The organism is Pseudarthrobacter sp. O4, from assembly GCF_050157025.1.
Taxonomy (GTDB): domain Bacteria; phylum Actinomycetota; class Actinomycetes; order Actinomycetales; family Micrococcaceae; genus Arthrobacter.
Genome location: NZ_CP189591.1, coordinates 1,218,689 through 1,233,448 on the forward strand (window position 1 = coordinate 1,218,689; position 14,760 = coordinate 1,233,448).

Consider the following 14,760-nt stretch of genomic DNA (forward strand, 5'->3'; position numbering starts at 1 on the left):
CTACAGTCCGCTCCGGCAGAAAGGATCCTGCGGTGATGTTGCAGTGATTTTCCAGTGATGTTGCAGTGCACCCTGGTGCCGGCACCAGGTTCGGCGCTCGCGGGAGGCCCGGTCGAGCTGGCCGTCGAGGTGCCCGCGGAGTGCTCGGGCACGGACCTGGAGGAGGCCATCTCGCGGCGCTACGGAACGGGCGGGCTGACGGTGGACGGGGCTCCGGTCCGGGCCACGCGGGTTGGTGATCCGCCGCTGCGTGACGGAGCGGTCCTGGTGGACTGCGCCTCGCAGGCTCTGCCCGGCATCAGCCATCCGGCGGTTCCGCCGCTGCTCCTCGCCGTGCACAGCGGTCCCGGCGCGGGGACCATCGTCCCGCTTCGGCGGGCGCGGTTCCGGATCGGACGGAGCGGGACGGAGATCGTCCTTCCGGACGCCGAGCTGTCCCGTGAACACGCGCGGCTGGACGTCACGGACTCGGCTGTGACCATCGCCGATCTGCACAGCGCCAACGGGACCGCCGTCGACGGCAAGCGGGTGAGCGAAGCGGTGGTGACCACCGGCTCGGTGATCCGTTGCGGTAATTCCACGATGTCCCTCATCTTCGGCGGCGGTTCCGCGGATTCCGGCTTGTCGGAATCCGCGGGCTGCAGCGTTGCGGAGCCGCTGACCGTGGGCGGCCCCGCGAACAGCGCTCCGTTTAACAGCAGCCGCGCAACGGTGCTGCTCACGGCAGTGTTGCCGCTGGTCATCGGAGTTGGCCTGGCGCTCTTGACCGGGCTGTGGATGTTCCTGGCGTTCAGCCTGGTCTCTGCCGCGTCCATGCTGATCCCGGCGGTGTCCGGCCGGAGGCAGCGTCGCGGGCTGAAGGCAGCCCTCGCGGCAGCTGTGCGCGAGGATATGGAACGGCGACGGCGGTCCGCCCCGTCCGCGGCGGAACTGTGCGCCCACAACGCCTATGGCGATGCCGACGGCAAGGAACCGCGCGCCGGAACCGGCGCCCTCTGGCTGCGGCTTGGGCTCGCTGAGCAGCGGGCAAACATCAGGCTGGAACCGGCGGATCCCGGCTTCCTCCCACCCCCACTCGGCCTGACGCCGCTGACGCTCGACCCGGCCGCCGTCACCGCCGTCTCCGGCCCGCAGGCTGCTGTGGCCGGGCTGGTCCGCTCCTTCATCCTGCAGCTCGCCGGCTATCCTGCCGCCCGGCGGACCCGGGTCCTGATTCACGGCTCCCCGGCGTGCATCCCGCTCGCCGCGCGGTTCCTCCCCCGGGTGACGCTGTCCGGCCACGACGGCGCAACGGCCAGCCACCTGCGCGCCGGCCCGGGTCCGGGCTGCGACCGCGGAGTACTGATCATTGTCGATGACCCCGGCGGCGGGCTCATCCCCGCGACGACGCCGGGCACTGCCCGGGCCGCCGCACTCAGCGCCCTGGCCGCCGGCAAGGGCTGGCAGGTGATCGATTGCTCGCGTCCCGCGGACCCGCCCGAGGGCCCCGTCATTGCCCTCGGAGGGCGCACGGCCCGGCTGACACGGGGCCCCGATGCGATCCCGTTCCTGCCTGACCTCGTCCCTCCCCCGGTGTTTGACAGCTATTGCCGCCGGCTAGGGTCCGCCGGACGTCAGTGCCTGGATCGGCCGGCGACTATGGCGGCCGGCCGCGCCCTGGCCGGGATCCTTCCCCTCGAAGCCACTGATGTTGCCCGCCGCTGGGCACATTCCGGTCACACGGCCGGGCTGCCGGTTCCGGTCGGCACAGGCCGGAAGGGAACCCTCCACCTGGACCTGCAGCGCGACGGCCCCCATGTCCTGGTGGCGGGCACCACAGGCTCGGGCAAGTCGGAGTTCCTCCGGACGCTGGCTGCGGCCTTGGCTGCCACCTACCCGCCGGACCGCATCAACCTGCTCTTCGTGGACTTCAAAGGCGGCTCGGGGCTCGGCCCGCTGACCGGGCTTCCACACTGCGTGGGAATGCTGACCGATCTCGGGTTACAGGAAGTTGACCGTACCTTGGTCTCGCTCCGGGCTGAGGTGCGCCGCAGGGAACAACTGCTGGCGTCCGCCCAGGCCCGCGATCTCATCATGTACCGCTCGCTGGACCGGACTCTGCCCGTCCTCCCCCACCTCGTCATCGTCGTTGACGAATTCAGGATGCTGGTCGACGAGGCCCCGGGAGCGTTGACCGAGCTGATGAGGATTGCGGCCATCGGCCGGTCACTGGGAATCCACCTCGTCATGGCCACCCAGCGCCCGCAGGGCTCGATCACGGCCGACATCCGGGCGAACGTCACAAGCTGCGTGGCCCTGCGGGTCCAGTCCGGGATGGAATCGATCGACATCATGAACTCTGCGCTGGCGGCAGACATCCCCATCGCCAGTCCGGGGCGCGCCTTTCTGGCCAGGGGGACCGAAGCGCCGGAGGAGTTCCAGACGGCCACCCTCACTCCGGACCGGCCCCCGCCCGCCGCGCGAACCGTGACCGTGCTGACAGCGGGCGAGTGGCTCGGCCAGCCGCCCGCGGATGCGCGCAGCGGCGAAGCGGAGGAAGCCGGGAGGACGCGGGTGCAGGAGGCGGCAGCGCTTGCAGCGGAAAGCAGCGGGCTGTGGGCGGCCATGGGCGGCAGCCCTGTGCGCCGCCCGGTCGCCGCGCCGCTCCCGAGGCTGCTGCCGTTCCCGCGCGCCGTCTCCCCCGGCGGCCCGCCTCCCATCCAGGCAACGCCCACGGTCTCCGGGGACGGCGGCACGGTCCGGCTGGGTTGGCTGGATTTACCGGAAGAGCAACGCCTCGCGGAGCTGTGCTGGCGCCCGGACGATCACGGCCATCTGGGGCTGGTCGGCGGGGCGGCGGGCGGCGGGGACGCAGCCCTCGCCCTGGCGGTGGACCAGTTGTTGGCCGCGGAGCGGGAATCGCATCTCTACATCCTTGATGCTGCCGGTTCATTCAGCCGGACTGCCGCGTCGGCCAGGGTCGGGGCCGTGGCGGGTCTGCACGAACCCCGCCGCGCGGTCAGGGTACTGGAACGCCTGGCCGCAGACATGACGCGGAGGCTCAGCGCGCCGGCTGTTCCTGACCCGCCCCGGTTGGTCCTCGCCCTCTGCGGCTGGGGCTCCTGGGTTTCGGCATTCCGGTCAGGCCCGCTTGCCCGGGGCGAAGACCTGGTCCAGGACATCATCCGGGACGGTGCCAAGGCCGGAATCACCGTCATCGTCTCCGGCGAACGCGAGCTGGCCACCGCACGGTTTTTCGGCGGTATCGCCAACCGCATCTTCATGCCGGCCGGCTCAACGGAGGAAGGCCGGCTTGCCTGGCCTCGCCTGCCCGCGCTGGAGGCTCTTCCCGACCGGGTCGCCGTTTTCGGCGCTTTCACCGGAAACGCTTCGGCGGCGGGCCACGCCGGCCAGCTTTATGAGGCGCCGCCTCCCGGGCTGCTGACGAGTCCCGAGTTGTCCTTGCGGCAGGTGCCGTTCAGGGTCGAAGCCCTGCCGCAGCGGGTCAGCGTCTCCGAAGTGCTCGCCCGGCTCGGCGCCCCCGCACCGGCGGGACGTCGGTCCGCAGACCCGCCGGCGGACGAATCCGTTGAGGACCGCACCCGGGCGGGGTCCCGGGCGCCCGTCTCCCTCTGCCTCGGGGTGGGTGGAGACGATCTCAGGCCCGTCAGCCTCACGCTCCCGGCCGGCAGCGTCCTGGCTGTCCTGGGCGGTCCCGGCTCGGGGAAGACATCCTTGCTGGCTGCCCTCCCGGGCCTCAATCCGTCGGGTGGCGGCTGGCTGCACCCCCGGGCCGGCCAGGATCCGGCGGAATTTTGGGCCGGGACTCATGCCCAGGCCCGTGCCGGCACCCTGAATCGCGCGGCAGTGCTGGTGGCCGACGATCTCGACCTGCAGTCCGAGGAAACCAACCGTGAACTGCTCGGCCTCAACAGCCTCGGCTGGACGGTGATCCTTGCTGCCGGTTTCAGTCCGGCTCTTCAGCAGCGCGTCCCCCTCGCGCATTGCGCGCGCAGCCACGGAAAAGGAGTACTGATCTGCCCCGGAAGCCTCATGGATGGAGACCTTTTCGGGGTCCGGTTTGAGCTGGAGGCCAGCCCGCCGGCCGGACGCGCCGTCGTGATCTCCGACGGGCAGGCCATGGCAGTACAGTTGGCCGCGGATCCTGCCGCCGGCAGGGCCACGCCGGAAGCTGTGCCGTGACGGAAAGTGGCTACAGGGCCGGAGGGGCGCCGCCGGTCCGGGACGCGAAGGCGATGACTCTCTTGTCGAACAGCAGCACGATCGCGGCGGCGGCCGGCACGAGCATGGCCAGTCCCGCCAGAGGGTATCCGCCAGTCAGGGTGGGGAAGCCGATGGTGAGGGCGAAAAGCTGGGCCACCAGGGCTCCCGCCCTCGGCCAGCGGTATCCGCCGAACAGGAATCGGGCCACGGCAAAGAGCCAGATGGAAGACCCAAGGAGCAATCCCAGCGTGAATACCGCGCCCCAGAACGAGAGCACCGGGGCTCCCGTCAGCAGTTGGCTTCCGTACCAGCCGGCAGCAATCAGCAGGGCGGCCGCCTCGAGCGCCACAATTGCTGCGATGACCGTTATTCCGGCCGGCCGCACACCCCGCCCGGGAGGACCGCCCGCGCCGGGTCCGGCAGGTTCGGAAGGGTTCTCAGACGGTCTTGACACACTGGCACAGTACCGGACATAGTCGTCTGAATGTGAGGGCGCCGCCAGCCCATGTGATGCATCGCTCACGATCCGGTGGCATGTCGAACCCAATTACCCCTTGTTTACACAGCGTTAACGTGACACGCTTAATCCAGATGACCGAGGGGGCCCCAGAGGGCCCCTTTCTTATGAAGCCTCTAGTGAATAATTTCACAAAGGCATTTAACGAGTTCCCAGGAATGGAGTGACTGATCAGCATGGATTGGCGTAACCGCGCAGCGTGCCTTGAAAAGGACCCGGAGCTGTTCTTCCCGGTAGGAAACACCGGCCCTGCCCTCCTGCAGATCGAGGAAGCCAAAAGCGTCTGCCGGCGCTGCCCGGTAGTGGATACCTGCCTGCAGTGGGCGCTTGAATCCGGCCAGGATGCCGGCGTCTGGGGCGGCATGAGCGAGGACGAACGCCGCGCCTTGAAGCGCCGCGCAGCACGCGCCCGCCGCGCCTCCTGATTTTTCCGCCTTCGGGCGGCACGTTTCCGCCTGCGGGCGGGACTGCAGCAAGGGCCGCAGACCCCAGGGTCTGCGGCCCTTGCGCGGTTAACAGCGCCGGCTCAGCGGGTGGCCAGGCTCAGCACGATCTGCACCGCGGTGCCGCCGCCCTCCCGCGCTGACCACCGGATGCTGCCGCCCAGCTCACTGGTGACGAGGGTGCGCACGATCTGCAGTCCGAGGCCTTCCGCATAAGGCGTCTCGGGAATGCCGACGCCGTCATCCGCCACGGTCACCGTCAGCAGTTCCTCACCGTCCTCGCCTTCCGAGCGGTTGGCGATCAGCCAGACCGTGCCGGCCCGCCCCTCCAGCCCATGCTCGACGGCGTTGGTCACCAGCTCGTTGATGACCAGGGCCAGCGGGGTGGCGAAGTCGCTGGGCAGCTCGCCGAACAGCCCGGAGCGCTGCGTCTTCACCTGCTGCGACGGCGAGGCCACCTCCGCGGAGAGACGGAACTGGCGCCCGATCAGCTCATCGAAGTCGACGCTCTGGGTGAGGCCCTGGGACAGCGTTTCGTGCACGAGGGCGATTGTCGCGACCCGGCGCATGGCCTGTTCGAGCCCCTGCTTGGCCTCGTCACTGACCATGCGCCGGGACTGCATCCGCAGCAGCGCGGCCACGGTCTGCAGGTTGTTCTTGACCCGGTGGTGGATCTCGCGGATCGTGGCGTCCTTCGTGACGAGTTCCATCTCCCGCCGCCGCAGCTCCGAGACGTCGCGGCACAGGACGAGCGCCCCGAACCGTTGCTCTTCGTCGCGCAAAGGAATGGCCCGCAGCGACAGGCTGACACCCCGCGATTCGATTTCACTGCGCCACGGCATCCGTCCGGTGACAACCAGCGGCAGCGTTTCATCGACCAGGCGCCGGTCCTTCAGGAGCCCTGCAGTCACCTCGGCAAGGCTCCGGCCTTCGAGTGATTCGCCGTCGCCGAGGCGCCGGAAGGCAGACACCCCGTTGGGGCTCGCATACTGGACGATCCCCTCGGCGTCGAGCCGGATCAGGCCGTCCCCCACCCGGGGTGCGCCGCGGCGCGAGCCGGTGGGGGAGGCAAAGTCCGGCCACAGTCCCAGGGTGCCCATCCGGAGCAGGTCGTAGGCGCACTGCCGGTAGGTCAGCTCCAGCCGGGACGGCATGCGCGAGCTGGAAAGGTCCATGTGCGTCGTGACGATGGCCAGCGTCCGGCCGTTGCGGACCATCGGCACAGCCTCGACCCGCAGGGCCATGTCGCTGCTCCAGTTGGTCTCATTTGAGCGCTCGATGGTGCGGCTCTCCCAGGCCTTGTCGACCAGCGGCCTCAGGTCCGATCTGATCCCCTCCCCCACGAAGTCGGCGTGGAACACCGTATGCGTGGTGGAGGGGCGGACATGGGCCAGCGCCACATAGCCGAACTCGGGATGCGGAAACCACAGCGCCAGGTCTGCGAACGCCAGGTCGGCGACCATCTGCCAGTCGCCGACCAGGAGGTGAAGCCACTCGGCATCCCCCGGGCCGAAATCAGCATGCTCCCTGATAGGGTCCGTAAAGATTGCCACAGCACCTCCATTTGCGACGCGGCGAGCAGCAAGGCGCTCCTAGCGTCGAACGATTGACCTCAAGAGCCTCAATGCTACCGACAGGGAGGCCATGTCATCGGCCTCGAGGGCGTTGACCTCGTCGAACATGCGCCCCGCACGGTCCAGCTGTTCGACATTCTGGCTTTCCCACAGCTGCAGCCGTTCCTCCGCGGGGGTTCCGGGAGGCGTCGACTCCAGCACCGCGGTCGTCATGTCCGACACGGTCGAGTAGAGGTCATCGCGCAGGGCCGCGCGTGCCAGCGCCTGCCAACGGTCCTTCCTGGGCAGCTTGGTGATGCGTTCCAGCAGGGAATCCGCGTGGAAGCGGTCAAACACCGTGTAGTAGACATGCGCGATGCTCTCCACAGGCTCCGGGCTGACGTGGACGATCTTGGCGATGTCCAGCAGCACGAAACTCTCGAACAGCTCCGCCCAGCGGTGGGCCAGGTCTTCCGGCAGTTCCCAGCTGCGCGCCTTCTCCAGCCATGCAGACACCCGGGCACGGTCGTCGCCCCGCAGATAGTCGAGCAGCCGAGCACGCATCGGGTCCATCAGCGGCTTGAACTCTCCGACGATCTCGGCGATCGGCCGGGACGCGTTGCTCTGGCTCAGAACCCAGCGGACGGCCCGGTCCAGGAGCCGGCGGATGTCCAGGTGGACGGTACTCCAGTGCTCGGTCGGGAAGGAAGCCGGAAGCTCATTGAGCTCCCCGACCATGATGTCCAGCTCATAGACCTCGCGGAGCGCCACAAACGCCTTGGCGACGGCGGCCTCGGTGGCCGAGGTCTCCTCCATCGCCCGGAACACGAAGGTGATACCGCCCATGTTGATCATGTCGTTGGCCACCACCGTCGCGATGATTTCCCGGCGCAGCGGGTGGGTGTCCAGTTCGGCGTCGAACCTCTCCCGCAGCTGCTTCGGGAAGTATGCCCGGAGCGTTTCACGGAACCACGGATCCTCGGACAGCGAACTGTCCCGCAGCGCCGTCGCAAGTTCGATCTTGGCGTAGGCCGCCAGCACGGAAAGCTCCGGCGCCGTCAGCCCCTGGCCCTGTTCGAGGCGCTCCTGCAGCGTCTCCGTGGTGGGCAGTGCCTCCAGATCGCGCTTCAGGTCCGCCGACTTCTCCAGCCAGTCCATCAGGCGTTCGTAGCTGGGACTCCATTCGGAGACCCGCATGCGGTCGTTGAGCAGCAGGATGTTCTGGTCGATGTTGTCCTGGAGCACCAGCCGGCCGACTTCGTCCGTCATCGAGGCCAGGAATCCGGCTCGTTCGGCGGGGTCAAGCTTTCCCGCCGCCGCCATCCGATCGACGAAGATCTTGATGTTGACCTCGTGGTCCGAGCAGTCCACGCCGGCCGAGTTGTCGATCGCGTCGGTGTTCAGGATGACGCCCTGGAGCGCGGCCTCGATGCGTCCGCGTTGCGTCATGCCCAGGTTGCCGCCTTCGCCGACGACCTTCACCCGCAGATCGCGGCCGTCGACCCGGATGGAGTCGTTGGCCTTGTCGCCGACCTCGGCATTCGTTTCGGTGCTCGCCTTGACGTAGGTGCCGATTCCGCCGTTGTAGAGCAGATCGGCCGGGGCCAGCAGGATCGTGCGGAGCAGTTCGGGCGGGCTCAGCTGGGTCGTGCCGTCCGGCAGCCCCAGCGCCGCCCTCACCTGTGCCGAGACGGGAATCGTCTTGGCCTGGCGTGCGAACACGCCGCCGCCTGCGCTGATCAGTGACTTGTCGTAGTCGTCCCAGGAGGAGCGGGGCAGTTCGAAGAGCCGCTGACGCTCCGTGAACGACACGGCCTCGTCCGGGGTCGGATCCAGGAAGATGTGCCGGTGGTCGAAGGCCGCCAGCAGACGGATGTGCTTCGAGAGCAGCATGCCGTTGCCGAAAACGTCGCCGGACATGTCGCCGACGCCGACGACCGTGAACGCTTCGGACTGCGTGTCCAGGTCCAGCTCGCTGAAGTGGCGCTTGACGGACTCCCAGGCGCCGCGGGCGGTGATGCCCATGGCCTTGTGGTCGTAGCCGACCGAGCCGCCGGACGCGAAGGCGTCGCCGAGCCAGAAGCCGTATTCGGCGGCGAGGCCGTTGGCAATGTCTGAGAACGACGCCGTGCCCTTGTCGGCCGCCACCACGAGGTAGGAGTCGTCGTCGTCGTGGCGCACGACGCCGGCCGGCGGCACAAGCGCCTCGCCGTGCGGCGTCGTGATGAGGTTGTCCGTGATGTCCAGCAGGCCGCGGATGAAGGTCTTGTAGCAATCGATGCCTTCGGCCAGCCAGGCGCTCCGGTCCGACGCCGGGTCCGGGAGTTGCTTGGCGTAGAAGCCGCCCTTGGCTCCGGTGGGAACGATCACGGCGTTCTTGACGGTCTGCGCCTTGACGAGGCCGAGGATCTCCGTGCGGAAGTCCTCGCGGCGGTCCGACCAGCGCAGGCCGCCGCGGGCCACCTTGCCGAAGCGCAGGTGCACGCCTTCGACGCGGGGCGAGTAGACCCAGATCTCGAACATGGGCCGCGGGAACGGCAGCCCGTCGATGGCGGCGGGATTCAGTTTGAAGCTGACGTGGGTCTTGTTCTGGTAGTAGTTCGTCCGCAACGTGGCCTGGATCAGGTTCGCGAAGGTGCGCAGGACCCGGTCGGCGTCGAGAGTCGCCACCTGTTCGATGGCTGCGTCCAGTTCGGCCCGGACCTCGCCCTGCCTGATCCGGCGTTCGTCCTCACCCAGCGAAGGATCGAAACGGGCCTCGAACAGGGCGCTGAGCCCGCGGGTGACATCCGCGTTGGCCAGCAGCGTGTCCGACATGAACTCGAAGGAGTTGGTGTTGCCCATCTGCCGCATGTACTTCGCATAGGCACGCAACACGATGACCTGCCGCCAGTGCATCCGTTCACGCAGCACCAGACGGTCGAAGGTGTCCGATTCCACGGCACTCGACACGGCGGCGCCGAAAGACGCCGCGAGCAGCTGGCCCGTCGTCAGGGGGTCCACCCCGGCCGGGTATTTCAGGCCGAGGTCATAGAGGAAGAAGTCGCGGTGATCCGACGTCTCGATCTCGAAGGGTCGCTCGTCCAGCACCTCCAGGCCAAGGTTGTGGAAGTACGGCAGGATCTGGCTGAGGCTCTTGGGCTCCAGCATGTAGAGCTTGACCCGGGCGTCTTCCTCCAGCGTGGCGCCGGCACCTTCCGGCATGTACACGTGGACGCCGGGCTCTTCCTTGACGCCCTCGCCGGCCCGCTCGGCAGCAGCACCGTACTTCTCGAACCGGGCGATGTCCTCCAGGGCATCTTCCACTTCGTAGTCGACCCGGTAGCTGGCCGGGAAGGCCTCGGCCCAGATCGAAGCCAGTTCCTTGGTGGTGTTGTCCCCGGCGGTGGTTGCCCCCGCGGTTGCTGCCCTGCCGCCGTCGGCGGTGGCGCGGAGGACCTCGGAGATGCCTTCGCCCCAGGACCGTGCCGCCCGGACGAGGCGCTTCTCCAGCTCGTCGCTGCTGATGTTGCTGACATCAGCGCCCTTGGGGAGCCTGATACGGAAGAAGAGCCGCGCCAGCGCGGATTCGGTCATCCGGGCCTCGTAGTCGATGGACACCGCGTTGAATGTCTCCCGCAGTTCCTCCTCAATGCGCAGGCGCACGTTCGTGGTGTACCGGTCACGCGGAAGGTAGACGACGGCGGACATGAACCTGCCGTAGATGTCCGGCCGGAGGAACAGCCGGGTCCGGCGTCGTTCCTGCAGCCGCTGGATACCCGTGGCGATGGCGGCGAGGTCGGGGATTTCAATCTGGAAGAGCTCGTCGCGCGGGTAGGTTTCAAGGATGCCCAGCAGGTCTTTGCCGGAATGGGAGTCCGGCGGGAAGCCGGCGTCGCGCAGCACGGCGGCCACTTTTTCGCGGACCACCGGGATGTCGCGGACGGATCCGGCGTACGCCGTCGTGGCGAAGAGTCCGATGAAGCGGCGTTCACCGTTGACGCTGCCGGCCGCGTCGAAGCTCTTGACCCCGATGTAGTCCAAGTAGGCCGGGCGGTGCACGGTGGAGCGGGAGTTGGCCTTCGTGATCACGAGCGCGCGTTTTTCGCGGGCTTTCTTCCGGCCGGCTTCGGTGAGGTGCTGGATCTGGTGCGGGGTGTCGGCTGCGCCGCGCAGCAGGCCAAGGCCGCTCTCATCCCGCGGTTCCAGGACGTCCTCGCCCGATTCGTTCCTGAGGTCATATTCGCGGTAGCCAAGGAACGTGAAGTTCCCGTCGTCCAGCCAGCGGAGCAGCGCCTGCGCCTGGCGGAGTTCAGCGATCTGAGCCGGGTTGGCCACTTTGTCCAGGTCCCGGGCGATCTCCTGAGCCTTATTCCGCATCTTCGGCCAGTCCTCGACGGCGGCGCGGACATCACCCAGTACCCGGCCGAGACCTTCCACCAGTTCCCCGTGCTTGGTGTCGCCTGCGCGGTCGATTTCGACGGCGATCCACGATTCCATGTGGGATGCGTTGTCGCCCTCAGCGATCAGGTGGGACAGGTTGGGCATCGCGGCCGTATCACCGCTGGAGATGCCCAGGTGGGAAGGAACGCGCGCAATCTTGACGAGCTCGCCGGTGCCGCGGTTGCGAGTGACGACGAACAGCGGGTGCATCACCAGGTGGATCGGGGCCTTCTGGCGGACCAGTTCCGCGTTGACGGAGTCCACGAGGAAGGGCATGTCATCCGTGACGATGTAGACGACGCTGCAGTCCGGCTCGTCAACGACGGAGATGTTGGCAATGCCGGGGAGCCGCTGGGCCGCGACCTGGCGGTGCGTCTCGGCCCTGGCCGTCAGTACTTCGTGCGCATACCCGCGGGAGTCGTCCTCGGCAAGGTGCTCGTAATAGTCCCCGAGATACCCTTCCCCGGCACCGATCGAAACGGGTTGATCCTCCACGCTGGACCCAGACGACATCGACAAACGCCTCCATCAAAAAGTTCATGGCCGCCTCTTTGCGGCCCTTACGGCGAGCCTAGCCTTTTGACAGGAGCTTTGCTGTGGAAGAAAACACAGAGGATTTGCGATTTCGCTGGGCAGGTGCACAAACGAGATTGGCAATGGCCCTTCGGAGCATGGAGTCCGGCGCAGTTTCGAGCAGCAGCGAGCCAGCCAGCAGCGCCGCATCGGCGGCTGCGGTGTCCGCCGGAACGAAGCCGGAGAGCGCCAGCCCCGGTCCGTACCGCTCCCACGCCTCGCGCAATTGCCGCTCAGGGGACCGTCCCACAGCGGCGGCGCGGACCTTGTTCATCACGATCCGCGGTGACGCCTGCGGAACGGCGGCTTCCAGCTGGGCCAGCCCCCGGACCAGCCGAGGCACGCCGATAGAGTCCGCAGCGCCGACGGCAAAGACCGTGTCCGCCACTTCAAGGCTTCGCAGTGTCGCCGCGTTCCGGCGTGGAGCCATGGTGTCGAAGCTCAGCTCCTCATCGGCCTCCAGACAGAAACCGGTGTCAATGACCGTCACGTCGGCCACCTCCCGTGCCCGGTCCAGCACCAGGGAGAGCGCGGCGGCGCGGAGCTCCGTCCACCGGTCCGCGCGGGTGATCCCGGTGAGCACCCGGAAGGTCCCGGACTTGATGGCCACCGGGGTGGCGATCCTGCGCAGCGCGTCTCCATCCAACAGGCCCTGGTCTGCAAGCCTGCAGGCTTGCGCCAGCCCGGCCGCTTCATCCAGCAGCCCGAGCATGGCCGCGACGCTGGCGCCGTAACTATCGGCGTCAACCAGCAGCACTGATTTGCCTTCCGCGGCGATTTCCCCGGCGATGTTGGCAGCTATGAGGGTCCTGCCCGGCGAGCCTGCGGGGCCCCAGACGGCGATGATCTGCCCGTTCCCTGAACCATGCGGGGAACGGCCCGCACCGCCGTCGGACGGGCGGAGTGCGGTCCCGGCCCCGGTGAAGGCGAGGTCGGCTCCCAACGCCGGTCGGGGCCCCGCTCCGCTCAGCTGCGCCACTGCCCCGGTGATCAGGCTGGCAAGGGCGGCGGCGTCGACGCCAGGCAACTCGGCGACCACCCCTATCCCCCGCAGCCGGGTCATTTCCGCCGGATTGTCAGTCAGAGCCAGGACAGCTACCCCGACGGCTGACAGCCGGTCCACCAGCGACGCCGACAACTCCTCGCTGCCCTCCGCCACGACGGCAGCCCGGGCCAGTCCGCTCTGGCAGGCAGCCAGCAGTTCCGCGAGTTCACTGCATCGCCTGACGACGGACACCGGCCCATGGAGGCGCTCCAGCCCGCCCACCAGGTCTTCGCTCGAACGCCCGACGGTCACGACCGGAATGCTCATTGGGAGGTACCGCCCGGATTCCAGACGACCGATATTTTTGCCTTGTTGGCCTGCGCCCCCAGCAATTCCGGCATTTGGCTGTCCTTGACCAAAACCATCACAACAGTTGACCGCGCAGAACCGAGAGCGGTGCTGCCCGGAGTGATCTGGGCGATTTCCGCCCCCGGGAGCAGCAGGACGGGTTGGCTGAAGCCGTTGCGGGTATCCGGAAGGGCCACCCAGACATCCACCCTGGAGCCGGCCACAGCCTGTCCAGGAAGGACTTCGTCGATGGTGACGGAAACCGGCTTGCGGTCCAGGAGGTCGAGCCGCCCCATGCTGTCACGCGGCACCAGCTGATCCTTGCCGATCCTTTGAACTGCGACGAGCCCTTCGCCCAGGCCCGCCTCCGGAGTCAGGTAGTGCGGCTCGACGTCGCCGAGGCGGACCTTTACCCGGTTCAGCTTGTCCGCAGTTACTTTCTCACCGACGGCGATCGGTTCCCGTGCGGCGTACGCCTCCGTGGTTTGGTCGGCTGCCCCCACCAGCGAGATGACTCCTGTCATCGAGGCGAGCACGAGCAGGATTCCGACGACGAGACGGGGATCCTTCCATGAAGGCTTCTTCAGCCGCGCACCGCCGGCCACCGTGCTCACGCCCATGCGCCCGCTCCCTGTCTGTCACCCCGGCTGGTGGTGCCGGGAACCCTCATTGTGACGTCTTGCAGGCCCGGACGGGAAGATGCGGCGCCAAACAACTTCAATGTGTGGATAACGGCACCAGATGAACCCATCGGTGGCAAAATGGAGTTATGCCCCGATTCCTCACCCTGGCAGATGTTGCCGAGCAGCTCCAGATCAATGCTCCGGCCGCCTATGCGCTGGTGCGCAGCGGCGAGCTCAAAGCAATCCAGGTGGGCGGCCGCGGCCAGTGGCGTGTGGAGGAAAAGATGCTCGAGCAATACATCGAGGAGCGCTACGCCGAGGCTAGCCGCATGATCGCCGAGGCCAAGTCCAAGACCGTGTGAGCCTGCGGCCCTGCGGCGCCGCGCCGCTCTGGCGAGAGTTCCCGCTCGGGGCTTTTCCGCTGACACCAGCCCGCTATGCCTCCGCGGTCCGGGCCGATCTGAGTGCCGCCAACGCGGAAAATGGGATGGTCACCATCTGTCGCACGTTGGCCGCACGCCGGTCCTCCCCCTCCTCCGTCGCGGCGAGGTCCAGGTGGTCGCGCCCCACTCTGTCGATCACGCCATGGAGCGGGGTTTCTCCGGCCGCGCTCCGCACTGCCAGGACTGCCAGGCGCGTCCGGTCCCTCGCCAGCCCCCGTAACGCGCTGGCCAGGCCGAGCCGCTGACGGACTCTGGATGGTTCGCCAACCGCCAGGCTGGACAACCCGAGGTACTGGCCCACGGCCGCGTACGGGATCAAGACCTGGTGCAGTGGCTCATTGAGGACCAGCGCCTCACTGCCGGCGTGGCTCAGGGTGCCCCCGAACACCGTTCCGGAGGAGAGCTGGACGCTGACCGGCAGGCCGAGTGATCCGCGGAGCCTGTCTGCCAACTCCACGGCCGCCGCTTCCGCGCGCATCCGCTCCGCGATTTCAGCATCCAGATCAAGCCGCTCGCTGGCGGCCAGTTGTGCCTCCAGATCTGTGAACAGGGTGTCCCAACGCATGACGCCAGCGTAGGCGCGCGCTCATTCGGGGTCAATCCACACAATTCCGGCAGGTCCTAGACAAATCACCACGACGTGGATCACA

The 14,760-nt window shown here is 67.9% G+C and carries 9 protein-coding genes; 3 read left to right on the forward strand and 6 right to left on the reverse strand.

All coding sequences use genetic code 11. The features are described 5' to 3' along the window. The first annotated feature begins 57 nt into the window (after positions 1-57). The gene (locus ACQCSU_RS05535; protein WP_426979721.1) at positions 58-4,182 is read left to right on the forward strand and encodes an FtsK/SpoIIIE domain-containing protein; all 4,125 of its coding nucleotides are present in this window, start codon (positions 58-60) and stop codon (positions 4,180-4,182) included. A gap of 10 nt (positions 4,183-4,192) precedes the next feature. Here the strand turns inward: ACQCSU_RS05535 and ACQCSU_RS05540 are convergent, their stop codons facing one another. Then, the gene (locus tag ACQCSU_RS05540) at positions 4,193-4,588 is read right to left on the reverse strand and encodes a hypothetical protein (protein WP_426978719.1); all 396 of its coding nucleotides are present in this window, start codon (positions 4,586-4,588) and stop codon (positions 4,193-4,195) included. A 308-nt stretch (positions 4,589-4,896) separates the two neighbouring features. Between ACQCSU_RS05540 and ACQCSU_RS05545 the strand changes: the two genes are divergently transcribed. After that, complete coding sequence (locus ACQCSU_RS05545) at positions 4,897-5,145, forward strand: WhiB family transcriptional regulator (RefSeq protein ID WP_015937605.1); 249 nt, start codon at positions 4,897-4,899, stop codon at positions 5,143-5,145. A gap of 101 nt (positions 5,146-5,246) precedes the next feature. Here ACQCSU_RS05545 and ACQCSU_RS05550 read toward each other — a convergent pair whose 3' ends face one another. The 4 genes from ACQCSU_RS05550 to ACQCSU_RS05565 are packed head-to-tail and all read right to left on the reverse strand — an operon-like array spanning position 5,247 to position 13,664. Then, entirely contained in the window at positions 5,247-6,716 is a 1,470-nt protein-coding gene (locus tag ACQCSU_RS05550; protein ID WP_426978721.1) for a sensor histidine kinase, read from the reverse strand. Between the two features lie 39 nt (positions 6,717-6,755). Beyond that, positions 6,756-11,651, reverse strand: coding sequence for an NAD-glutamate dehydrogenase (locus ACQCSU_RS05555; protein ID WP_426978723.1), 4,896 nt, complete (start codon positions 11,649-11,651; stop codon positions 6,756-6,758). Positions 11,652-11,709: 58 nt separating this feature from the next. Then, positions 11,710-13,023, reverse strand: a complete 1,314-nt coding sequence (locus tag ACQCSU_RS05560) for an AAA family ATPase (RefSeq protein WP_426978725.1) — start codon at positions 13,021-13,023, stop codon at positions 11,710-11,712. Beyond that, complete coding sequence (locus ACQCSU_RS05565; protein ID WP_426978727.1) at positions 13,020-13,664, reverse strand: hypothetical protein; 645 nt, start codon at positions 13,662-13,664, stop codon at positions 13,020-13,022. The genes ACQCSU_RS05560 and ACQCSU_RS05565 overlap by 4 nt, the downstream gene beginning before the upstream one ends. A 149-nt stretch (positions 13,665-13,813) precedes the next feature. Between ACQCSU_RS05565 and ACQCSU_RS05570 the strand changes: the two genes are divergently transcribed. Beyond that, entirely contained in the window at positions 13,814-14,029 is a 216-nt protein-coding gene (locus ACQCSU_RS05570; RefSeq protein WP_306916140.1) for a helix-turn-helix domain-containing protein, read from the forward strand. Positions 14,030-14,102: 73 nt separating this feature from the next. Here the strand turns inward: ACQCSU_RS05570 and ACQCSU_RS05575 are convergent, their stop codons facing one another. After that, on the reverse strand, positions 14,103-14,675 hold the full coding sequence (locus tag ACQCSU_RS05575; protein WP_426978729.1) for a hypothetical protein: 573 nt from the start codon (positions 14,673-14,675) through the stop codon (positions 14,103-14,105). Positions 14,676-14,760 lie beyond the last annotated feature (85 nt).

Bases quoted from the DNA above. Each gene is read 5' to 3' on its own strand.
- ACQCSU_RS05535 (WP_426979721.1), top strand. From the start codon at position 58: ATGTTGCAGTGCACCCTGGTGCCGGCACCAGGTTCGGCGCTCGCGGGA.
- ACQCSU_RS05545 (WP_015937605.1), top strand. From the start codon at position 4,897: ATGGATTGGCGTAACCGCGCAGCGTGCCTTGAAAAGGACCCGGAGCTG.
- ACQCSU_RS05555 (WP_426978723.1), bottom strand. From the start codon at position 11,651: ATGTCGTCTGGGTCCAGCGTGGAGGATCAACCCGTTTCGATCGGTGCC.
- ACQCSU_RS05560 (WP_426978725.1), bottom strand. From the start codon at position 13,023: ATGAGCATTCCGGTCGTGACCGTCGGGCGTTCGAGCGAAGACCTGGTG.
- ACQCSU_RS05565 (WP_426978727.1), bottom strand. From the start codon at position 13,664: ATGGGCGTGAGCACGGTGGCCGGCGGTGCGCGGCTGAAGAAGCCTTCA.
- ACQCSU_RS05570 (WP_306916140.1), top strand. From the start codon at position 13,814: ATGCCCCGATTCCTCACCCTGGCAGATGTTGCCGAGCAGCTCCAGATC.
- ACQCSU_RS05575 (WP_426978729.1), bottom strand. From the start codon at position 14,675: ATGCGTTGGGACACCCTGTTCACAGATCTGGAGGCACAACTGGCCGCC.